Consider the following 22,974-nt stretch of genomic DNA (forward strand, 5'->3'; position numbering starts at 1 on the left):
TTGTGTGCCGGGCACGCATAACTTTAGGACAGAAACATGACCAGCCGTTTCATGCTGATTTTTGCCGCGGTGAGTGGCTTTATTTTTGTCGCACTGGGCGCGTTCGGCGCGCATGTGTTGAGCAAGACCTTAGGGGTCGTCGAAATGGGCTGGATTCAAACCGGCCTTGAGTATCAGGCATTTCATACGCTGGCTATTTTTGGGCTGGCGGTGGCAATGCAGCGTCGCATTAGCATTTGGTTCTACTGGAGCAGCGTTTTCCTGGCACTGGGGACCGTTCTGTTCAGCGGCAGTTTGTACTGCCTCGCACTTTCACATTTGCGCCTTTGGGCGTTTGTTACACCCGTCGGCGGCGTCAGTTTCCTCGCCGGGTGGGTATTGATGTTTATCGGAGCTATCCGTCTGAAACGCAGGGGCGTTGTTCATGAGTAAGGTTGTTTTATATTGTCGCCCGGGGTTTGAGAAAGAGTGCGCCGCGGAAATTACTGACAAAGCGTCACGTCTGGAAGTCTTCGGCTTTGCCCGCGTCAAAGAGCACTCGGGCTATGTGGTGTTCGAATGCTATCAGCCTGACGATGCGGATAAGATCGTTAGCAAGTTACCGTTCAGCTCGTTGATTTTTGCCCGTCAGATGTTTGCCGCGGGCGAACTGCTGACCGATTTGCCGCCAGAAGATCGTATTTCCCCTATCTCCGGCATGCTGCAGGGCGTGGTGGAGAAGGGCGGCGATCTGCGTGTTGAAGTGGCTGACACCAACGAAAGCAAAGAGCTAATGAAGTTTTGCCGCAAGTTCACCGTTCCGCTGCGCGCTGCGCTGCGTGAGGTGGGCGTGCTGACAAACTACGAGACGCCAAAACGTCCGGTGGTGCATGTCTTCTTTATTGCGCCGGGCTGTTGTTATACCGGTTACTCCTACACGACGAACAACTCGCCGTTTTATATGGGTATCCCGCGTCTTAAATTCCCGTCCGATGCGCCAAGCCGTTCTACGCTCAAACTGGAAGAGGCGTTCCACGTCTTTATTCCTGCCGATGAGTGGGATGAGCGCCTGGCGAACGGGATGTATGCCGTGGATCTGGGCGCTTGCCCTGGCGGCTGGACCTATCAGCTGGTCAAACGCAACATGTGGGTTTCGTCTGTCGATAACGGCCCTATGGCGCAAAGCCTGATGGATACCGGGCAGGTGACCTGGCTGCGTGAAGATGGTTTCCGCTATCGCCCAACCCGTAACAACATCACCTGGATGGTGTGCGATATGGTGGAGAAACCGGCGAAAGTGGCCGCGCTGATGGCCACCTGGCTGGTGAACGGCTGGTGCCGCGAGACGATCTTCAACCTTAAGCTGCCGATGAAAAAGCGCTATGAAGAGGTCTCTCAGAATCTGGCGTATATCCAGGAACAGCTGAATGCCCAAGGGATCAATGCTGAAATCCAAGCGCGTCAGCTTTATCACGACCGTGAAGAAGTGACCGTGCACGTCCGCCGCTGGTGGGCTGCCGTGGGTGGACGTCGCGACGAGCGATAACGCCTGTCTGTGTGCCCGGTAGCGCTATGCTTATCGGGCACACTCCAGGTCCTCCGGCAACTTTCTGACCTGAACCTACCGCTCCAGCCGCAACTGCTGCAAATTCCCGTCTAACTGCAAATCCGTCTGTAACCGCGCCACATCCCGGCAGATAAACGCCATCTCTTTATGCGCTTCCAGCTTCTTGCGCCACTTCTCGGGAACATTCTCCAGATGGGCGTAAATCCCTTCCAGATCCTGAAAATCCGTTAACAGCTGCGCTGCACTTTTAGGGCCAATCCCGGCCACGCCCGGCACTTTTGAGCTGCTGATCCCGGCAAGCCCCCAGTAGTCAGGCAGCTGTTGCGGCGAGACGCCAAATTCACTGGCGATAAAAGGGGCATCGAGCCAGCGCTTTTGAAAGTAATCGCGAATACGAATGGTCGGTGAGAGTAGCTGGCAGTAGCCCTTGTCGGTGGAGACGATGGTGGCCTGATGCCCGGCGCCCGCAACTTTTATCGCCAGCGTCGCGGCCAAATCGTCGGCTTCGTTGCCATGCGCGCCCCAGCACGGTACACCGCGCGTTTCAAAGGCGGCGCGAATGGCGGGCATTTCGGCGTGGAGATCGTCGGGCATCGGTGCGCGTCCGGCTTTGTAATCCGGTAAACGCTGGTGCCGCCAGCCTGTGTTACGCGCTTCGTCGTCGAAAACGGCCACTGCGTGAGTGGGCTGGCTGTGGCGAATAAGCTGCTCCAGCGCATGCAGGCAAGTGTCTTTGCAGGGTGTGCCTTGCACCGCATGAATACGGCGAATCAGGTTGAGCGCGTCGACAATAAGCAAATGAACAGCCACAGATAATCTCCCTTCTTTTAATGAATAAAGGGTAACACTGTCAGCAGGATGAAACTACGAGAGGCGTGGGAAATGGGAAGGCGCCCCGCAAAAGCGAGGCGCACAGGTTTAATCGCAGGTCACGATTTTCATGGCCAGCCCGCCGCGAGAGGTTTCGCGGTATTTGGCATTCATATCTTTGCCGGTCTCGTACATGGTTTCAATAACCTTATCGAGGCAAACGCGCGGCTCGCTGGTACGGCGCAGGGCCATACGCGCGGCGTTCACCGCTTTAACGGAGGCAATCGCGTTACGCTCGATGCACGGTACCTGCACCTGACCAGCAACCGGGTCACAGGTCAGTCCGAGGTTGTGCTCCATGCCGATTTCCGCCGCGATACAGACCTGCGTTGGGCTACCGCCCAGCAGTTCCGTCAGACCCGCTGCCGCCATGGAACAAGCCACGCCGACTTCACCCTGGCAGCCCACTTCAGCGCCAGAGATCGAGGCATTCATCTTATACAGTGAGCCAATCGCGCTGGTGACGAGCAGATAGCGCGCCAGCGAGTTAGCGTTCACTTCACGGATAAACTTATCGTAGTACGCCAGCACCGCCGGAACGATACCGCACGCGCCGTTAGTCGGTGCGGTGACCACACGTCCGCCTGCGGCGTTTTCTTCGTTAACCGCCAGCGCGAACATGTTGATCCAGTCAACGACCGCCATCGGGTCGGTGGTGGTTTTGTCGGTGCTCACCAACATACGACGCAACGCCGCAGCACGACGCGGTACGCGCAGTTTGCCCGGCAGCACGCCTTCGGTGGTGATGCCGCGCTCGATACCGCCGCGCATCACATCCCAGACGTTTTTGAAGTGCTGTTCCAGCTCTTCTTTGCTGTGCAACGCCAGCTCATTTTTCATCATCAGACCAGAAAGTGACAAGCCGCTTTCCTGACAATGACGCTGTAAATCCGCCGCATTTTTGTACGGGTAAGGTACCTCAACGGAAGAGTTGCTGGCCTGACCAAAGTGGTCTTCGTCGACGATAAAACCGCCGCCGATGGAGTAATAGGTTTGGCTGTAAATCGCCTTTTCGCCTGCCAGCGCGGTAATACGCATACCGTTCTCGTGCAGGGAGAGGTTGTCGGCATGGAAGTTCATGCACTTATCAACCGGGAACTCGACTTCATGGTCACCGTTTGCCAGCAGCAGGCGGCCATGAGTATTCACGTCCTGAATGAATCCAGGAATTGCGTCAATATCAACGGTGTCCGGCAGATTCCCCGCCAGGCCCATAATAATGGCGATGTCAGTATGGTGGCCTTTACCCGTCAGAGACAGGGAGCCGTAAACATCGACAACCACGCGTGTGACGTCGTGCAGAATGCCGCGTGAAATCAAGTCATCCGTGAATTGTTTACCGGCTTTCATTGGCCCGACAGTATGAGAGCTGGAAGGTCCAATACCGATTTTGAAGATATCGAATACGCTAATCATGATGCGTCCCTTGCTATCAGTCAGAGGAGGAGTGCGCCGTCCGAAGACGGCGCAGGAGGTATTAGCTGAACAGAGAGAAGAAAATCGCGGAGATGGCAATCAGACCCATAATCACAACGAAGACGTTGCTGATGTGGCCGCTGTATTTACGCATTGCCGGGACTTTCTGAATCGCGTACATCGGCATCAGGAACAGAATCATCGCGATGATTGGACCGCCCAGGGTTTCGATCATGCCGAGGATGCTCGGGTTCATGGTCGCCACAGCCCAGGTCGTCAACAGCATGAACAGTGCAGTGATTTTGTTCAGTTTGTTAACTTCAATGCTTTTGCCTTTACCGCGCAGGGATTTGATCACCATACCGTTAAAGCCTTCACGTGCGCCAAGGTAGTGGCCGAGGAAGGATTTGGTGATAGCGATAATCGCGATGATTGGCGCCATCCAGGCAATCAGCGGTGCGTTAAAGTGGTTAGCCAGGTAAGACAGAATCGAGATGTTCTGTGCTTTCGCTGCTGCCAGATCCGCCGGGGAGAGGCTCAGTACGCAGCTGAACACGAAGAACATTACGGTAATAACCATCATGATGTGAGCGCGAGCCAGGATGCTGGAGCACTTCTTCTCTGCGCCCTGACCGTACTCTTCACGTTTCGCCACAGCGAAAGAGGAGATGATCGGGGAGTGGTTGAAGGAGAAGACCATCACCGGAATCGCCAGCCACAGAGTCATCAACAGGCCGTTACCGGTTGCCGATGCGCTGCTAAGGGAGAGGGTTTCCAGCGCTGCACCGTTCCACTGTGGAACCAGGTAGAAAGCCAGCACCATCAGGGCAATCACGAACGGGAAGACCAGAACGCTCATCGCTTTAACGATCATCTGCTCGCCGAAACGAACGATGGTCATCATACCCACGATCAGGATCAGAGACAGAATAGCGCGCGGTGGCGGCGTCATGTGCAGCTGGTGCGTCATGAAGCTTTCAACGGTGTTGGTAATCGCCACGCTGTAAACCAGCAGAATCGGGTAAATCGCGAAGAAGTAGAGCAGGGTAATCAGTTTACCTGCGCCAACGCCGAAGTGCTCTTCAACAACTTCAGTGATGTCTTCGCCTGGGTTTTTACCGGACAGCACAAAACGGGTCAGGCCGCGGTGTGCAAAGTAAGTCATCGGGAAGGCAATGATAGCCATGATGATCAGCGGAATCAGACCGCCAACGCCTGCGTTGATCGGCAGGAACAGGACACCTGCGCCGATTGCTGTACCGTACAGGCCCAGCATCCACATGGTGTCCGTTTTGCGCCATCCACTTCGGGATTCTGTCGAAGCAATGGTGCTGGTTTGAGTGGTTTCCATCTATTTCTCCTGGAGGAAGCAATTAGTCAGGCTTTTTAGTCAATTCCGATGAAAAAGGGCCCGACGGTAATATGAAATTCGTTCAATGACGGTTTTTTTATAATTTTTGCCCGTAACTATTGGCGGGCGGAAAGATACATTTAAGTAATGAATGTATCAGTGATCCTGATCCCAAATGCAATAATCCACTTTTGAAGTGGGCATATTTAGACCAAAAAACTGTTAATAAAACGTCAAAGCGGATTTACGGGCGCGAAGGCTACCATTAACGACATACGGCGTGAAAGATCGGACAGCGAGATACGTGGCTTCCGCTGTAAAGATGGCGATTTTTAGTTTTTTCTTGCAGGTAATTTGGATTAAGGCTGATAAATCACGGTTTGAAAATCAAGGTAATCGTTTGCGTTCGAGTCGGAAATGTAAATAAGATAAGTAATGCCTATGTTTTATCAGAAGAAATGAAAAAGCCGGGCAGTGCCCGGCTTAAATTGAGTGAAAGCAACTGACGGTCAGGCGCAAATCTCATAACAGGGGATATAGGCCGAGCCGGGCAGCTTCATACGGTGCTGGGCGACAAAGCCCTGCAGCAGATCGTCCATGCGGCGCATCATCTGGCTGTCGCCGTGGATTTTGTACGGACCGTACTCTTCGATGGCGCGAATGCCTACCTCTTTTACGTTACCGGCCACGATGCCGGAGAACGCACGACGCAGATCCGCGGCCAGCACTTCAACGGGCTGATCCGGATACAGTTTCAGGTTTGCCATATTCTCGTGGGATGGTTCGAACGGCTTCTGAAGGTCTGGCGCGATACGAATCGACCAGTTAAAGCTGTACGCATCGCCCGTATCACGGCGGTTCTCTTTGACCAGCGGCATCGCCTTTTTCATCTGACGCGCCACTTCTGCCGCATCGTCAATGATAATGCGGTAGTGGCTACGCGCCGCTTCGCCCAGGGTGTGCACGATAAACTCGTCCAGCACGCGGAAGTAATCAGCGCTCTCTTTTGGCCCGGTGAGGATAAGCGGCAAGACCTGATTTTTATTCGCCGGATTCATCAGAATACCCAGCAGATAAAGCAGCTCTTCCGCCGTTCCGACACCGCCCGGGAAGATAATGATCCCGTGTGCGATACGCACGAAGGCTTCGAGACGTTTTTCGATATCCGGCATGATGATCAGCTCATTCACCAGCGGGTTCGGTGGCTCGGCCGCGATAATGGAAGGCTCCGTCATACCAATGAAACGGCCTTCTTTATAGCGCTGCTGCGCGTGGCCGACCGCTGCGCCTTTCATTGGCGCTTCCATCGCGCCAGGACCACAACCGGTGCAGATATTCAGTTCGCGCAGGCCGAGCTGGGTGCCTACGCGGCGTGCGTAGAGGTATTCAGTTTCGTTAATGGAGTGGCCGCCCCAGCAGACAACCATGTTAGGTGCCTCGCCAACGTGCAGGGCGCGAGCATTACGCAGAATGGAAAAGACCAGGTTGGTCATGTGTGCCGAGCTTTCCAGATTAAGGTGCTGGAAGCGCCCGGCATTGTGAATTTGTCCGTTAACAAACAGGATGTCGCGCAACACGGCGAACAGGTTGGCCTGCAGAGAGCGAATGATCCGCCCATCGACAAAGGCCTCTTCCGGCGGATTTATCACTTCAAGCTTCACGCCACGCTCGCGGCGCAACACGTTGATATCAAAGCTTTCAAAGCGAGACAGCAACTCTTTACTGTTATCTGTCAGACTTCCGGAGTTCAGAACGGCAAGTGAACAGTTGCGAAACAGTTGATACAGGTCACTGCTGGCCGTGCGTTTAAGCATGTCCACTTCCAGCTGCGACAACATATCCATTGAGCCAAGCGGGCTAATATGTGTAATCAAGTGAGCTCCTTACGGGATAAAGATCTTCTTTCCCTGTTGATTACAATAGCCCTGGCTTATGACGTTTCACAACCTTAGACGCGGAATACAGCCCGCATATTTCACAAATTTACTGACGAACCAGGCGTCCGGTGGCCGGAACAAAGTCGGTATTGGTGCGCCACGGGTTAATGTCCAGCCCGCCGCGACGGGTGTAACGGGCGTACACGCTCAGTTTCTCCGGCTGGCAGAAGCGCTGGATATCATTGAAGATGCGCTCGACGCACTGCTCGTGAAACTCGTTGTGATGGCGGAACGACACCAGATAACGCAGCAGTTTTTCCCGGTCAATTTTCGGGCCGCGATACTGAATTTGCACTGAGCCCCAGTCAGGCTGGTGGGTGATCAGACAGTTGGATTTCAGCAGATGGCTGACCAGCGTCTCTTCAACGACTTTTTCGCCCGCCGCGTTTTGCAGATAATCGGTGCTGAATTCGTAACTCTCAATCTCGATCTCCTGATCGTCAATGCAGGTGCCGTGGAAATGCGCCACCGGCTGACCTTCCAGTTCATTCAGATGATACAGCGCCACGGTCACGTCACCCTGCGCGCAGGCACTCAGATCGCGCGCCAGCGTGCGCTGCACCTCTTCCCAGGAGTCAAAACGTGTCTGGTTAAAGCTGTTGAGATAGAGCTTAAAGCTTTTGGACTCCACCAGATTCACGCTGGCGTAATCCAGCTCAACGTGGCCCACGGCGACCTGCGGCAAACCGCGCGCGTTGAGCCAGGAGAGTTCGTAAAGCGTCCAGATATCACCGCCGACAAACGGCAGTGCATTCGCGGACAGCCCAAGTGGATCGCGGTTTAGACTGCGTGGAACGCCCTGTAGCAGGGTGGCGTCGTAGGTATCGCGGTAATCAGTGGTTTTGCCCAGCGTTAAGCCTGATAACGCCTGATGATTTTCGTAAGACATGTTTCATTGTCACTTTGCAGGTAAACTATAGGCACAAGTTTATCCTGTCTTACGTGAAGAGAGAAATCGGTGGATATTGAGACTGCAAATGCCCTGACAGCGTTCACGACGCGCTACTGCGATGCATGGCATCAACAGCATGACACATGGCCGCAAAGTGAAGAGTTATACGGCGTGCCATCACCGTGCATTATTACGACGCTCGACGATAAAATCATCTGGCAGCCACAGCCCTTCACGGAACAGCAGAATGTAAATGCGGTTGAGCGCGCCATGGACATTGTGGTACAACCAGCCGTTCATGCGTTTTACACCACACAGTTTGCCGGGGATATGCGCGCCCGTTTCGGCAATGAAACGATGACGCTGCTACAGACCTGGAGCGAAGAGGATTTCCAGCGAGTTCAGGAGAACTTGATTGGACATCTCGTTACGCAAAAACGCCTGAAGCTTCCACCGACGCTGTTTATCGCGACGCTCGACAGCGAACTGGATGTGATCGCTGTTGCTAACCTGAACGGCGAAGTGATCAAAGAGACGCTCGGCACCCGCAAACGCGATGTTCTCGCCCCTCACTTGCGGAATTCCTTAATCAGCTCGACCCCGTTTTGTAATCCGTTATGCTACAGACTTTGTGAGAGATCTCTTACAAGGCTTGTGAGAGATCGCCGTCATATAACCGCATGACGTAATCAGTTATTCATTTAATAACGATTTATTTCATATGGTTAGATTGTAAATGCCGCGTTGTCATCGCAACAGTGATAACGGTAAGCCTGATTAGGTGGGTTGTAAGACGAAGCGTAATAGGGGATTCTATATCCCGTCGACAGGATGACGACACGAGAAACGAACATCAGGATGATGACGTTACTCACACAGGACACGTCAGGATGGCGCGGCAGGAAGGCTTCAGGACTGAAGCAAAAGGATCACGCAGGATGCGTAAGGGACACCTCCAGGACGGAGAATGAGAACCGGACATGATGCCCGGTGGGTCAGGAAGGCCAGGACGTTTCAGGATGAAACATTCACATCAGGATGATGTGAGCAGGATGCGCGGTTACGGACGATCAGGCCTCACGGCCACTGGAAAAGTTGTCACGGACGAGCAGGGAGCACAAATTGTAGCTGGAATGCTGCGAAACGAACCGGGAGCACTGTTTATACAGTGCTCCCTTTTTTTATTTCTGCGCCCCGGAATGCTATGCTGCGCGCCGTTCAGTTTTTCAGTTGAGGTTTTTATGACGCATAACGACAGCGTTCGTGCGCAGTTGCACGCTATCGAAGCTCTGATGCGCCTCCATCAGCTGTGGCAGGAAACGGCGCCGCAGCAAGAGGCCTTCGCCAGTACCCAGCCATTCTGTCTGGACACCCTAGAGCCGTTTGAATGGCTGCAGTGGGTGCTCATCCCGCGCCTGCACGCGCTGCTGGATGGCGGCCATCCGCTGCCCCACGATTTTGCCATCTGCCCCTATTATGAAATGGCGCTTGATGCGCAGCACCCGGCGCGCGATGTCGTGCTGATTGAACTGCAACGCCTGGACACGCTGTTTTCCGGCGGCCAGGCATGACCATTGAGATCCTCTACCAGGACGAGTGGCTGGTCGCGGTCAATAAACCGTCTGGCTGGCTGGTTCACCGTAGCTGGCTGGATCGCGACGAGAAAGTCGTGGTGATGCAAACCGTGCGTGATCAGATTGGTCAGCACGTGTTTACCGTCCACCGTCTTGATAGGCCTACCTCAGGCGTCCTGTTGATGGGGCTTTCCAGCGAAGCCGGACGCCTTTTGTCTCAGCAGTTCGAACAGCATCAGATTCAAAAACGTTATCACGCCATCGTGCGCGGCTGGCTAATGGACGAAGCGACGCTTGATTATCCGCTGGTCGAAGAGCTGGATAAAATCGCCGATAAATTTGCCCGTGACGATAAAGAGCCGCAGCCAGCAGTGACAGATTATCGCGGTCTGGCGACGGTCGAAATGCCCGTTGCCACGGGTAAATTCCCGACCACGCGCTACGGGCTGGTAGAGCTTGAGCCTCATACCGGGCGCAAGCACCAGCTGCGTCGCCATCTCTCCCATCTGCGTCATCCGATCATTGGCGACAGCAAGCACGGCGATTTGCGCCAGAACCGCAGCGCCGCCGAGCATTTTGGCTGCAACCGCCTGATGCTGCACGCCAGCCAACTCAGCCTGACCCACCCCTTCACCGGCGAGCCGCTGGTGATCCGTGCGGGGCTGGATGACGTCTGGATGCAGGCGCTGTCACAGTTTGGCTGGATGGGACAACTCCCCGAAAATGAAAGGGTTGAGTTTGTGGCGAGCAACGTTCAGGATGAACAGTAATAGCGATAATGAAGGGAGTGAAGCATGGCTGAAGTAGGCATTTTTGTCGGCACAATGTACGGTAACTCGCTGCTGGTGGCCGAGGAGGCCGAGGCGATTCTGTTAAGTCAGGGTCACAAAGCGACGGTCTATGAAGATCCCACGCTTTCCGATTGGGAAAAATATAAAGATCAGTACGTGCTGGTGGTGACGTCAACAACCGGGCAGGGCGATCTGCCAGACAGCATTGTGCCGCTCTTCCAGGCAATCAAAGACACGCTGGGCTATCAGCCCGATACGCGCTACGGCATTATCGCCCTCGGTGACAGCAGCTACACCCATTTCTGCGGGGGCGGTAAGCAGTTTGACGCTCTGCTGCAGGAGCAAAGCGCGCAGCGCGTGGGTGAGATGCTGCTGATCGACGCCGTTGAACACCCGGAGCCAGAAAGCGAATCTAATCCGTGGGTTGAGCAGTGGGGCGCGTTGCTCAAATAACCCTTCGCCGGGGGGCTGTAACGCCTTACCCGGCCTCAAACCTCGGCCTACAATGTAGGCCTGTGCAAGCGCAGCGCCGCCAGGTAATCTGGCTCACATTCTTCCCCATTTTCGTGAACCATCTTCCACTCCCCTGGGCTTTTGCCACAAACAACCTCTAACTCGTGCGCCAATGTTGTGTTGATGCACGGTGAGGCTGCTGCCTCCTCTTACATATACTTTTCCCGTCAGTTACCAAAAAAAGCAGTTAGAAACCATAAAACGGCTCTGATCCGTACCAGAAATGCCGTACCAAAACTGCAAAACACTAACCTCTCATTCTGATTACCCTACAGGTTATGTCGTACAGAATGAACCTGGCGCAAGCCAAGATTCAGGAGTGCAACAATGAGTACATTAAGCCAAGCGGCGAGCAGCGCTGAGAAGCGCACCAATGCTCGCTACTGGATAGTGGTGATGCTGTTTATCGTCACGTCCTTCAACTATGGCGACCGCGCCACGCTGTCGATTGCCGGCTCTGAAATGGCAAAAGACATCGGGCTTGACCCGGTCGGCATGGGATATGTCTTCTCCGCATTTTCTTGGGCCTATGTGATTGGCCAAATCCCCGGCGGCTGGCTGCTTGACCGCTTCGGTTCCAAACGCGTTTACTTCTGGTCCATCTTTATCTGGTCGATGTTTACGCTGCTGCAGGGCTTCGTCGATATTTTCAGCGGCTTCGGCATTATCGTCGCCCTCTTTACCTTACGTTTCCTGGTCGGGCTGGCAGAAGCGCCCTCCTTCCCTGGCAACAGCCGTATCGTCGCGGCCTGGTTCCCGGCGCAGGAGAGGGGCACGGCGGTGGCCATTTTTAACTCCGCCCAGTATTTCGCGACGGTCATCTTCGCACCGATTATGGGCTGGCTGACCCACGAAGTGGGCTGGTCACACGTCTTCTTCTTTATGGGCGGACTGGGGATCATCATCAGCTTTGTCTGGCTAAAAGTGATCCACGAACCGAATCAACATCCGGGCGTGAATAAGAAAGAGCTGGAGTACATCGCTGAAGGCGGTGCGCTGATCAACATGGATCAGAAAAATGACAAAGCCAAAGTGCCGTTCAGCCAGAAGTGGGGCCAGATCAAACAGCTGATTGGCTCACGGATGATGATTGGCATCTACCTTGGGCAATACTGCATCAACGCCTTAACCTACTTTTTCATCACCTGGTTCCCGGTCTATCTGGTGCAGGCGCGCGGAATGTCGATTCTGAAAGCGGGATTTGTGGCCTCGGTTCCGGCGGTGTGCGGCTTTATCGGTGGCGTGCTGGGCGGGGTGATCTCCGACTGGCTGATGCGCCGCACCGGTTCGCTGAATATCGCGCGTAAAACCCCGATTGTACTGGGCATGCTGCTCTCCATGACGATGGTGTTCTGCAACTATGTGAGTGCCGAATGGATGATTATTGGCTTTATGGCGATGGCCTTCTTTGGCAAAGGAATTGGTGCGCTGGGCTGGGCGGTGATGGCAGATACCGCGCCGAAAGAGATCAGCGGCCTGAGTGGCGGTCTATTCAATATGTTCGGTAACATTTCCGGCATCGTTACCCCTATCGCCATCGGCTATATCGTCGGAACCACCGGCTCCTTCAATGGCGCACTGATTTACGTAGGCGTTCATGCGCTGGTGGCGGTTCTCAGCTATCTGGTGCTGGTGGGCGACATCAAACGCGTTGAGCTGAAACCGGTCGCGGGGCGTGCATGATGAATACACAGTCAAGTCCAGTCATTACCGACATGCAGGTCATTCCGGTGGCCGGTTACGACAGCATGCTGCTCAACATCGGGGGTGCCCATAACGCGTACTTTACGCGCAATATTGTGGTGCTCACGGATAACGCCGGGAACACTGGTGTAGGTGAAGCGCCTGGCGGTGAGGTGATTCTCCAGACGTTGCTGGACGCCGTTCCGATGGTTGTCGGCCAACAGGTCGCGCGACTGAACAAGGTGGTGCAGCAGGTACACAAAGGCAATCAGGCCGCCGATTTTGATACCTTCGGCAAAGGGGCCTGGACGTTCGAGCTGCGGGTGAATGCAGTGGCTGCGCTCGAAGCGGCGCTACTCGATCTGCTCGGCAAAGCGCTGAACGTGCCGGTGTGCGAACTGCTGGGGCCGGGCAAACAGCGTGATGCCGTCACCGTGCTCGGGTATCTGTTCTACGTGGGCGATCGCAAGAAAACCGATCTGCCCTATCTCTCCAGCACGCCAGGCAATCATGACTGGTATCACCTGCGTCATCAGGAAGCGCTCACCAGCGAGGCGGTGGTTCGCTTAGCCGAGGCGGCACAGGATCGCTACGGCTTTAAGGATTTCAAACTCAAGGGCGGCGTCCTGCCTGGCGAGCAGGAGATCGACAGCGCCCGAGCCCTGAAAAAGCGTTTCCCGGATGCGCGAATCACCGTTGATCCTAACGGTGCCTGGCGACTGGACGAGGCGATTTCGCTCTGCAAAGGCCTTAACGACGTGCTCACTTACGCGGAAGATCCGTGCGGGGCCGAGCAGGGTTTCTCTGGTCGCGAAGTGATGGCGGAATTTCGCCGCGCGACAGGGCTGCCAGTGGCAACCAATATGATCGCCACGAACTGGCGCGAAATGGGCCACGCGGTGATGCTCAATTCCGTGGACATTCCGCTGGCAGACCCGCACTTCTGGACGCTCTCCGGCGCGGTGCGTGTCGCGCAGCTGTGCGACGACTGGGGCCTGACCTGGGGCTGTCACTCGAATAACCATTTCGATATCTCACTGGCGATGTTTACTCACGTGGGGGCCGCGGCTCCCGGCACACCCACGGCTATCGATACGCACTGGATCTGGCAGGAGGGCGACGCGCGCCTGACCAAAAATCCTCTGGAGATAAAAGACGGCAAGATTGCCGTCCCGGATGCGCCGGGGCTGGGCGTGGAGCTGGACTGGGATCAGATCCACAAGGCCCACGAACTGTATAAGACACTGCCAGGTGGCGCGCGCAACGACGCAGGCCCAATGCAGTATCTCGTTCCCGGCTGGACATTTGACCGCAAACGCCCGGCGTTTGGTCGTCACTAATTAAAAGGATTGCACCATGACCACTTTCTCTACACCTGTCGTCACTGCCATGCAGATTGTTCCCGTCGCGGGCCACGACAGCATGCTGATGAACCTGAGCGGCGCCCATGCTCCGTTCTTTACCCGCAACATTGTGATTATCAAAGACAACTCCGGCCACACGGGCGTGGGCGAAATCCCTGGCGGCGAGAAGATCCGCAAAACCCTGGAAGAGGCGATCCCGCTGGTGGTGGGCAAAACCCTGGGCGAATACAAAAATGTCTTAAACGCCGTGCGCGCCACCTTTGCGGACCGCGATGCGGGCGGACGTGGGCTGCAAACCTTCGATCTGCGTACTACCATTCACGTGGTGACGGGGATCGAAGCCGCGATGCTGGATCTGCTGGGGCAGCATTTAGGGGTTAACGTGGCATCGCTGCTGGGGGAAGGCCAGCAGCGCAGTGAAGTCGAAATGCTTGGCTATCTGTTCTTCGTCGGCGATCGCAAACTCACGCCGCTGGAGTACCAGAGCCAGCCGGACGAAAAATGCGACTGGTATCGCCTTCGTCACGATGAAGCCATGACGCCGGATGCGGTGGTACGCCTGGCGGAAGCCGCTTACGAAAAATACGGCTTTAACGATTTCAAACTGAAGGGCGGCGTGCTGGCGGGCGAAGAAGAGGCCGAGTCGATTGTCGCGCTGGCGAAACGCTTCCCGCAGGCGCGCGTAACGCTGGATCCGAACGGGGCCTGGTCCCTTAATGAAGCGATCGGCATTGGCAAACAGCTGAAAGGCGTACTGGCGTATGCAGAAGATCCGTGCGGTGCGGAGCAGGGGTTCTCCGGACGTGAGGTGATGGCCGAGTTCCGTCGCGCCACCGGACTGCCAACGGCGACCAATATGATCGCCACCGACTGGCGTCAGATGGGCCATACGCTGTCGCTGCAGTCCGTCGATATTCCACTGGCGGACCCGCACTTCTGGACAATGCAAGGCTCCGTGCGCGTGGCGCAGATGTGCCATGAGTTCGGGCTGACCTGGGGCTCGCACTCCAACAACCACTTTGATATTTCACTGGCAATGTTCACCCATGTGGCCGCCGCCGCGCCGGGCAACATTACGGCGATTGATACTCACTGGATCTGGCAGGAGGGCAATCAGCGCCTGACCAAACAGCCGTTCGAAATCAAAGGCGGAATGGTGCAAGTGCCGACCACGCCGGGTCTGGGCGTAGAGCTGGATATGGATCAACTGATGAAAGCGCACGAACTGTATCAAAAGCATGGCCTGGGCGCGCGCGACGACGCGATGGCGATGCAGTATCTCATCCCGGACTGGACGTTTAACAACAAGCGACCGTGCATGGTGCGCTAAGTGTGAATGCCGGTTCCTGCGGGAGTCGGCATTTTTGTTTTCAGCGCGGGTGTATGCTCAATCCAGTCAACAGGCGTAAGGATGGCTTATGAAAATAGTAATCGCACCGGACTCGTACAAGGAGAGTTTGAGTGCTCTTGAAGTGGCGACGGCAATCGAGCAGGGATTTCGCGAGATTTTCCCCGACGCGCACTACGTCAAACTGCCCGTTGCCGACGGCGGCGAAGGGACGGTGGAGGCGATGGTCGCAGCCACACAGGGCGGTATTATCAAGGTGCGGGTCACGGGCCCCTTAGGCGAAAACGTGGAAGGGTTCTACGGGTTATCCGGCGACGAGCAGAGCGCATTCATTGAAATGGCGGCGGCGAGCGGCCTTGAGATGGTGGCGCCTTCCTTACGCAATCCGTTAAAAACCACTTCATGGGGGACAGGCGAACTGATTCGCCACGCCCTTGATGCAGGCGTTAAACACATCATCATCGGCATCGGCGGCAGCGCCACCAACGACGGCGGAGCCGGAATGGTGCAGGCACTCGGTGCGAAGCTACTGGATGCCGAAGATAATCCTATTGGCATGGGCGGCGGCGAGCTGGAGAAACTTGCGCGGATTGATATCAGCGAGCTGGATACCCGCCTGGCTAACTGTCGCATTGAAGTGGCCTGCGACGTAACCAATCCGCTGACGGGCAAAGAAGGGGCATCGGCGGTGTTTGGCCCGCAAAAAGGGGCGACGCCGGAGATGATCGCCCGGCTCGATGAATCTCTGGCCCATTACGCGAAAATTATCGCCCGCGACCTGGACATCGACGTCCTCAATCTGGAAGGTGGCGGGGCGGCTGGCGGAATGGGCGCTGCGCTGTATGCGTTTTGCGGCGCAGAGTTGCGTCAGGGCATTGAGATTGTCACCGATGCGCTGCATCTGGATAACCACGTCGCCGATGCAGACCTGGTGATCACCGGCGAAGGACGCATCGACAGCCAGACGATCCATGGCAAAGTTCCCGTCGGCGTGGCGAAAGTCGCCAAACGTTACAACAAGCCGGTTATTGGAATTGCGGGCAGTCTGACGGCAGATGTCGGCGTGGTGCATGAGCACGGTATCGACGCGGTATTTAGCGTGATTTACACCGTCTGTACGCTGGAAGAGGCGCTGAAAAATGCAGAAGAGAATGTGCGGATGGCAGCGCGGAATATTGCTGCAGTGTTGAAAATGGGCATGAGCGCGTAGTTTTTCCCGGCCCTCTCTCACACGGAGAGGGCCGGGCAGATGGGTCTAAAGCAGAAAACTACCCCCCTAATACTTTCCTCGCTTCCCGCGTCACATTATCCATCTCATCCAGCAACTCGAGAAACTCCGGCTCCAGCTCAGATTCCGCTGTGCCCGAGCGCAGCTGCTGTTCCAGCAAATGACAAAGGCTTTTCAGACGCGGAACCCCGCTGTAGCTGCAGCTGCCGTGCAGTTTATGAATCGCTTCGAGGAGATCGTCCGGGTGTTCCCCGACCAGCTGTTCTTCCACTTTGTTACGGATTTCCGGCAGGAACGCGACCAGCATTTGCAGCATTTCGCGAGCCAGATCGGGTTTTCCGGCCGCCTGACGCAGCGCCAGCTGCCAGTCGAGCGTGGCGTTCGGGTTTACGCTGAACTCTGCCGGTTCTGGCGTCGCTAAAGACACTCCGGTTGCGAAGCCCGGTTTATAGCGCAGCAGCAGGCTGTGCAGCTTCTCTTCATCGATCGGTTTAGCCAGATAATCATTCATCCCGGCGCTGAGCAGTTTCTCTTTTTGCCCGGCCATGGCGTGAGCGGTCACCGCGATCACCGGCGTCTGCTGCTGATGCGGCAGCTGGCGAATCAGCTCACAGGCGCGGATGCCGTCCATGCCCGGCATCTGAATATCCATCAGGATCAGATCGAACTGCATCTGTTTGGCCTGTTCAACCGCCTGCGGGCCGCTGGTGCACAGCTCAACGTGATGTACCTGATCCTCCAGCAAAACACCGATGAGTTTCAGGTTAGCCGGATTGTCATCCACCGCCATCACGCTCATGGGCAGCTTGTGATCGTCACTCGAGACAGGGATCGCCTGATGATTAATACGGCAGTATTCCGTCAGCGCAGGCAGCAGGCGCGTGGCGGTAAGGGGCTTTAACAGACAGGCGGCTGCACCGTCGTTTTTCAGCTCTTCCGCGTTAAGCTGCGCGTGGCACGGCAAAGCCAGGAGCAGGTAATCGGTCATCGATGCGGCCTTCGCCAGCCGCTCCTGCTGCATGGTCAGCTCACCGGTGAACGTCACGGGAATGCCCATCAGCAGAATATCGTAATGATCGACTGCCAGCGCCGAGAACGTCGGGCTGTAAATCACCTCCAGCGGCGTGGTGCTGAGCACATCCAACGTGCTCTGCGCGGCTGCGGCGTTGGGTTCGATATAGGCCAGACGCTTACCGCGCAGGCAATCCGTCATCGGTCCGTCCGTCACCACGTTCGGGTTCAGATCGAGATTAATATGGAACCAGAAGGTCGAGCCACGATTCGGCTGGCTGTGGAAGGAGATATCGCCACCCATCTCTTTCACCAGTTTCTGGGTGATCACCAGCCCCAGACCTGTCCCGCCGTGGCGACGCGAGATGCTGGCATCAGCCTGCCGGAACGCCTGGAACAGCCGCGACTGATCGCGCTCGGGAATACCAATGCCCGTATCGCGGATCTGCACCTCGATCTGCACTTTGTTATTGCTTATCGCCCGGCGCTCAACCAGCACATCGATGTTGCCGCTCTCGGTAAATTTGATCGCGTTGCCCACCAGGTTAGTGATCACCTGCTGCAGGCGTAGAGGATCGCCGATGACGTTATCCGGCACGTCGTTTTTGATGTTCAGCGTTAGCTCAAGGCCTTTATCATGGGAGGAGTGGGCCAACAGAGTGACCACCTCATCCAGCGTACTGCGCAGCGGGAAGGGAATACTTTCGAGGATGAGCTTGCCCGCCTCCAGCTTGGAGAAGTCGAGAACATCGTTGATGATCGCCAGCAGGTTATTGGCGGAACGCTCGATGGTGTGCAGGTGATCGCGCTGGGTCGGATTAAGCTCCGATTTGAGCGTCAGGCGGGTAAAGCCAATCACCCCGTTCAGCGGCGTACGCAGCTCGTGGGACATATTCGCCAGGAACTCAGATTTAATACGCGCCGCTTCCTGGGCGCGTTTCTTGGCCAGATCCAGCTCGACGTTCTGGATCTCCATCTGCTCTAAGGTTTCGCGCAGATCGGAGGTCGCCTGGTCGACGTTGTGCTGCATCTCTTCGTGATAGGCCGCCAGCGACATTGCCATCGAGTTGATGCCGTTTTTCAGCATATCCAGCTCGCCGAGCATAAACCCTTCGACGCGGCTATCGAGCTGCCCGCGACGGATACGGTCGACGGTGTTTACCATATTGCGAATCGGGCTGGTGACGTCACGCATCAATCGCCAGCCGAAAATCAGCGCAATGCCGATACAGAACAGCATCATGACGCTGGAGATGAAAATTTCTTTGTACTGTTGCAGGCGCACCGACTTGAGATCCAACTCCAGCGCCACATATCCCAGTATATTATTACTGGCCTTGGCATCTGATATGGCCGATTCATCAGGTGAATAGCTTTCCGAGATAATGGGCGTACGTAGGATCATGATGTCGCCGCGTCGCACCACGCTCAGATGGCGCGGGAAAGGCGTACCGTCGGGGATTTTAAGCTCGCCGGGATCGAGATGAAAATTCGACGTGACAAACAGCCGGTTATTCTCGTCATAGACCGAAATGGCGCGCACGATTTCTGAATGCCGCCGATGCAAAACGCTGATTAACTGGCCGAGGGAATCACGGTTTTGCAGGTTCATACCGTATTCGCTGGAGACGGCCAACGGTTCGATGATGCTGGCTCCCGCATCTTCCAGTTGACGCTGCAAGTCATTGTAACGGTGCACAACGAAGAAGATGCTCAGCAGCAAACCGATTAAAACGGTCGGGGCGAGGATCAAAATCATCATGCGCGCGCGCAGGCTGTAGTTGGTCATGGAGTTCCGTTATGGGACAATTAGAGTCATTATGTTTATTTGAGAAAATTCTCGGCAATGGCGCAATTCTACTCTGCAAAGCGACGCGTGACGACGCGTCAGATCATAACTGTTGATGTCACCGACCTTGACCCCTTCGGCCAGGGCGTTGCGCGTCATAATGGTAAGACGGTGTTTATCCCCGGATTATTACCCACTGAGCGTGCCGAAGTCACCCTGACGGAAGACAAGAACAAGTTTGCTCGCGGCAAAGTGAAGCGTCGCCTTAATGATAGCGCGGAACGCACAGCGCCCCGCTGCCCGCATTTTGGCGTGTGCGGCGGCTGTCAACAGCAGCATGCCAGCGTTGCCCTGCAACAGCGCAGCAAAAGCACCGCGCTGGCACGCCTTATCAAGCATGATGTGAACGACATCATCGCCGGCGAGCCATGGGGCTACCGCCGTCGCGCTCGTCTGAGCCTGAACTATCAACCGAAAACGCAAAAGCTGGAGATGGGTTTTCGCAAGAGCAGCGCCAGTGACATTGTTGACGTGAATCAGTGCCCCGTTTTGGTGCCCCGTCTTGAAGCATTGCTCCCGGACCTGCGCAACTGCCTGTCTGATCTACAGAGCGTGCGTTCGCTGGGGCATGTGGAACTGGTACTGGCCGATAACGGCCCGCTGATGGTGCTGCGTCACACTGCGCCACTTTCTGCCAAAGACCGCGAAAAACTGGAACGCTTTTCGCATTCTCACGAGCTGGCGCTTTTTCTTGCGCCACAAAGCGAGATACTTGAGCAGGTTACAGGTGAAACTCCCTGGTATCTGTCGGACGGGCTACGCTTAACGTTCAGTCCGCGCGACTTCATTCAGGTAAACGACGGCGTAAACCAGCAGATGGTCACCACCGCAATCGCGTGGCTGGATGTTCAGCCCGGTGACCGGGTACTGGATCTGTTTTGCGGGATGGGGAATTTCACCCTGCCGCTTGCAAAACGGGCGGCCAGCGTTGTCGGCGTAGAAGGCGTCGAGGCGCTGGTGGCAAAAGGGCAGGAAAATGCGCAGCGCAACGCGTTGCACAATGTGACATTTTTTCATGAAAATCTGGAAGAAGATGTCACCCGGCAGCCGTGGGCAAAGCACGGTTTCGATAAAATCCTGCTCGATCCGGCTCGCGCCGGTGCGCCTGGCGTAATGCAGCATATAATTAAACTCGCGCCAAAACGCGTGGTCTATGTTTCCTGTAACCCGGCCACGCTCGCCCGCGACAGCGAGGCTTTATTGGGCGCGGGTTACCAGATTCAGCGTCTGGCAATGCTGGACATGTTCCCGCACACTGGGCATCTGGAATCAATGGTGTTGTTCGAGCAGAACTAACGAATTTCGGCTTGTCGAATTCGACAGGCCCTTGTCCCTAAAGGAGAGGACGATGGTTGCGGTAAGAAGTGCACATCTCAATAAAGCTGGTGAGTTTGACCCACAAAAATGGATCGCAAGTCTGGGGATTTCCAGCCAGCAGTCGTGTGAACGCTTAACCGAAACCTGGGCCTATTGTCTGCGCACAACGCAGGGACATGCCGATGCCGAACTGCTGTTGTGGCGCGGCATTGAGATGGTTGAAATCCTCTCCATGCTCAACATGGATCTCGAAACGCTGCAGGCCGCGCTGCTCTTCCCGCTGGCGGATGCCGAAGTGGTGAGCGAAGACGTGCTGCGTGACAGCGTCGGTAAGCCGGTTGTGGCGCTTATTCACGGCGTGCGCGATATGGCCGCCATCCGCCAGCTAAAAGCCGCCCAGACAGATTCCGTCTCCTCGGAACAGGTAGATAACGTCCGTCGCATGCTGCTCGCGATGGTGGATGATTTCCGCTGCGTGGTGATTAAGCTTGCCGAGCGCATCGCACACCTGCGTGAAGTGAAAGACGCGCCGGAAGATGAACGCGTGCTGGCTGCGAAAGAGTGTACCAATATCTACGCGCCCCTCGCGAACCGCTTAGGTATCGGCCAGCTGAAATGGGAGCTTGAGGATTACTGCTTCCGTTACTTGCACCCGGCAGAATATAAACGCATTGCCAAACTGTTGCACGAACGCCGTATCGATCGTGAACACTATATCGACGAGTTCGTGGGCGGATTGCGCCAGTCGATGAAAGAAGAGAACGTGCGGGCGGAGGTCTATGGTCGTCCGAAGCACATCTACAGCATCTGGCGCAAAATGCAGAAAAAACATCTCGCTTTTGACGAGTTGTTCGACGTGCGTGCAGTGCGCATCGTTGCCGATCGCCTGCAGGACTGCTACGCCGCGCTGGGGATAGTGCATACTCACTTCCGCCATCTGCCTGATGAGTTCGACGACTACGTGGCGAACCCGAAACCGAACGGTTACCAGTCGATTCATACGGTAGTGCTCGGGCCGGGCGGGAAAACGGTCGAGATTCAGATTCGTACCAAACAAATGCACGAAGACGCCGAGCTGGGCGTCGCGGCGCACTGGAAATACAAAGAAGGCCCATCCAGCGGAACGCGCACCGGCCATGAAGACCGCATTGCGTGGCTGCGTAAGTTGATTGCGTGGCAGGAAGAGATGGCCGACTCCGGCGAAATGCTCGACGAAGTCCGCAGCCAGGTCTTCGACGATCGGGTCTACGTCTTTACGCCAAAAGGCGACGTTGTCGATCTGCCTGCCGGGTCTACTCCCCTCGATTTTGCCTACCACATCCACAGCGACGTGGGGCATCGCTGCATCGGCGCGAAGATCGGCGGGCGCATCGTGCCCTTTACCTATCAGCTGCAGATGGGCGATCAGATTGAAATCATCACCCAGAAACAGCCAAACCCGAGCCGCGACTGGCTGAACCCGAACCTGGGGTATGTCACCACCAGCCGTGGACGCTCCAAAATTCACGCGTGGTTCCGTAAACAGGATCGCGACAAGAATATCCTGGCGGGTCGCCAGATCCTCGATGATGAGCTTGAGCATTTAGGTATCAGCATCAAAGAGGCGGAAAAGCACCTGCTGCCGCGCTACAACTTCAATGAGCTTGATGAGCTGCTGGCGGCTATCGGCGGGGGCGATATTCGCCTCAACCAGATGGTGAACTTCCTGCAGTCTCAGTTTAACAAACCGAGCGCGGAGGAGCAGGATGCGGCGGCACTGAAACAGCTTCAGCAGAAAACCTATACTCCGCAGCATCGCAGCAAAGACAATGGCCGCGTGGTAGTGGAGGGCGTCGGCAATCTGATGCACCACATCGCTCGCTGCTGCCAGCCAATACCTGGTGATGATATCGTGGGCTTTATCACCCAAGGGCGCGGAATCTCCATTCACCGCTCCGACTGCGAACAGCTGGCAGAACTGCAGTCTCACGCACCAGAACGTATTGTGGATGCGGTGTGGGGCGAAAGCTATTCCGCGGGCTACTCGCTGGTGGTGCGTGTCACCGCCAACGATCGCAGCGGTTTGCTGCGCGATATCACCACCATCCTCGCCAACGAAAAGGTTAATGTCCTTGGCGTCGCCAGCCGCAGCGATACCCGCGAGCAGCTTGCGACTATCGATATGACTATCGAAATCTACAACCTGCAGGTGCTGGGCCGCGTGCTTGGCAAGCTGAATCAGGTGCCGGATGTGATTGACGCTCGACGTCTGCACGGCGGGTAATAAGCCAGAGGCCACTGAATT

At 55.9% G+C, this 22,974-nt stretch carries 17 protein-coding genes and 1 pseudogene; 12 read left to right on the plus strand and 6 right to left on the minus strand.

The window, feature by feature from the left end; genetic code table 11:
* Window positions 1-36: 36 nt before the first annotated feature.
* Together DAI21_RS09280 and rlmM are read left to right on the plus strand one after the other, a co-directional pair.
* Complete coding sequence (locus tag DAI21_RS09280) at window positions 37-432, plus strand: DUF423 domain-containing protein (protein ID WP_100779102.1); 396 nt, start codon at window positions 37-39, stop codon at window positions 430-432.
* Window positions 425-1,525 (plus strand): 23S rRNA (cytidine(2498)-2'-O)-methyltransferase RlmM, encoded by a 1,101-nt coding sequence (gene rlmM / locus DAI21_RS09285; RefSeq protein ID WP_100779103.1) that lies wholly within the window; start codon window positions 425-427, stop codon window positions 1,523-1,525. Before DAI21_RS09280 ends, rlmM begins: the two co-directional genes overlap by 8 nt.
* A 75-nt stretch (window positions 1,526-1,600) precedes the next feature.
* Here rlmM and xni read toward each other — a convergent pair whose 3' ends face one another.
* From xni to queF, 5 genes are all read right to left on the minus strand, one after another.
* On the minus strand, window positions 1,601-2,356 hold the full coding sequence (gene xni / locus DAI21_RS09290; RefSeq protein WP_102104662.1) for a flap endonuclease Xni: 756 nt from the start codon (window positions 2,354-2,356) through the stop codon (window positions 1,601-1,603).
* 108 nt (window positions 2,357-2,464) lie between these two features.
* Window positions 2,465-3,832 carry an L-serine ammonia-lyase gene (locus DAI21_RS09295; protein WP_102104661.1) on the minus strand — a complete coding sequence of 456 codons (1,368 nt, stop codon included), beginning with the start codon at window positions 3,830-3,832 and terminating at the stop codon, window positions 2,465-2,467.
* A gap of 61 nt (window positions 3,833-3,893) precedes the next feature.
* The gene (locus DAI21_RS09300) at window positions 3,894-5,183 is read right to left on the minus strand and encodes an HAAAP family serine/threonine permease (protein WP_100779106.1); all 1,290 of its coding nucleotides are present in this window, start codon (window positions 5,181-5,183) and stop codon (window positions 3,894-3,896) included.
* 509 nt (window positions 5,184-5,692) lie between these two features.
* Window positions 5,693-7,057, minus strand: a complete 1,365-nt coding sequence (ppnN, locus tag DAI21_RS09305) for a nucleotide 5'-monophosphate nucleosidase PpnN (RefSeq protein ID WP_100779107.1) — start codon at window positions 7,055-7,057, stop codon at window positions 5,693-5,695.
* A 109-nt stretch (window positions 7,058-7,166) separates the two neighbouring features.
* Window positions 7,167-8,009, minus strand: coding sequence for an NADPH-dependent 7-cyano-7-deazaguanine reductase QueF (gene queF, locus DAI21_RS09310; RefSeq protein ID WP_107702925.1), 843 nt, complete (start codon window positions 8,007-8,009; stop codon window positions 7,167-7,169).
* Window positions 8,010-8,078: 69 nt separating this feature from the next.
* Here queF and syd point away from each other — a divergent pair.
* The 8 genes and pseudogenes from syd (at window position 8,079) to DAI21_RS09355 (ending at window position 16,495) form a co-directional block, all read left to right on the plus strand.
* Window positions 8,079-8,623, plus strand: a pseudogene (gene syd / locus DAI21_RS09315) (SecY-interacting protein).
* A 630-nt stretch (window positions 8,624-9,253) separates the two neighbouring features.
* A complete protein-coding gene (locus DAI21_RS09320) occupies window positions 9,254-9,583 on the plus strand; it encodes a YqcC family protein (RefSeq protein WP_102104849.1) in 330 nt (109 codons plus the stop codon).
* Window positions 9,580-10,356: a tRNA pseudouridine(65) synthase TruC gene (gene truC, locus DAI21_RS09325; protein WP_107702926.1), complete on the plus strand. Its 777-nt coding sequence runs from the start codon at window positions 9,580-9,582 to the stop codon at window positions 10,354-10,356. The genes DAI21_RS09320 and truC overlap by 4 nt, the downstream gene beginning before the upstream one ends.
* A 24-nt stretch (window positions 10,357-10,380) precedes the next feature.
* Window positions 10,381-10,830 (plus strand): flavodoxin, encoded by a 450-nt coding sequence (locus DAI21_RS09330; protein WP_107702927.1) that lies wholly within the window; start codon window positions 10,381-10,383, stop codon window positions 10,828-10,830.
* 387 nt (window positions 10,831-11,217) lie between these two features.
* A complete protein-coding gene (gudP, locus tag DAI21_RS09340) occupies window positions 11,218-12,573 on the plus strand; it encodes a galactarate/glucarate/glycerate transporter GudP (protein WP_102104656.1) in 1,356 nt (451 codons plus the stop codon).
* Entirely contained in the window at window positions 12,573-13,913 is a 1,341-nt protein-coding gene (locus DAI21_RS09345) for an enolase C-terminal domain-like protein (RefSeq protein ID WP_102104848.1), read from the plus strand. The genes gudP and DAI21_RS09345 overlap by 1 nt, the downstream gene beginning before the upstream one ends.
* A gap of 16 nt (window positions 13,914-13,929) precedes the next feature.
* Window positions 13,930-15,267, plus strand: coding sequence for a glucarate dehydratase (gene gudD / locus DAI21_RS09350; protein ID WP_107702928.1), 1,338 nt, complete (start codon window positions 13,930-13,932; stop codon window positions 15,265-15,267).
* A gap of 88 nt (window positions 15,268-15,355) precedes the next feature.
* Window positions 15,356-16,495, plus strand: a complete 1,140-nt coding sequence (locus DAI21_RS09355; RefSeq protein WP_107702929.1) for a glycerate kinase — start codon at window positions 15,356-15,358, stop codon at window positions 16,493-16,495.
* A 58-nt stretch (window positions 16,496-16,553) separates the two neighbouring features.
* Here the strand turns inward: DAI21_RS09355 and barA are convergent, their stop codons facing one another.
* The gene (barA, locus tag DAI21_RS09360) at window positions 16,554-19,313 is read right to left on the minus strand and encodes a two-component sensor histidine kinase BarA (RefSeq protein ID WP_100779115.1); all 2,760 of its coding nucleotides are present in this window, start codon (window positions 19,311-19,313) and stop codon (window positions 16,554-16,556) included.
* A 57-nt stretch (window positions 19,314-19,370) separates the two neighbouring features.
* Between barA and rlmD the strand changes: the two genes are divergently transcribed.
* Both rlmD and relA read left to right on the plus strand, forming a co-directional pair.
* On the plus strand, window positions 19,371-20,669 hold the full coding sequence (rlmD, locus tag DAI21_RS09365) for a 23S rRNA (uracil(1939)-C(5))-methyltransferase RlmD (protein ID WP_107702930.1): 1,299 nt from the start codon (window positions 19,371-19,373) through the stop codon (window positions 20,667-20,669).
* 52 nt (window positions 20,670-20,721) lie between these two features.
* Complete coding sequence (gene relA / locus DAI21_RS09370) at window positions 20,722-22,953, plus strand: GTP diphosphokinase (RefSeq protein ID WP_102104651.1); 2,232 nt, start codon at window positions 20,722-20,724, stop codon at window positions 22,951-22,953.
* The last annotated feature ends 21 nt before the right edge of the window (window positions 22,954-22,974 follow it).

Origin of the sequence: Lelliottia sp. WB101 (genome assembly GCF_003051885.1) — a bacterium.
GTDB lineage: Bacteria > Pseudomonadota > Gammaproteobacteria > Enterobacterales > Enterobacteriaceae > Enterobacter > Enterobacter nimipressuralis.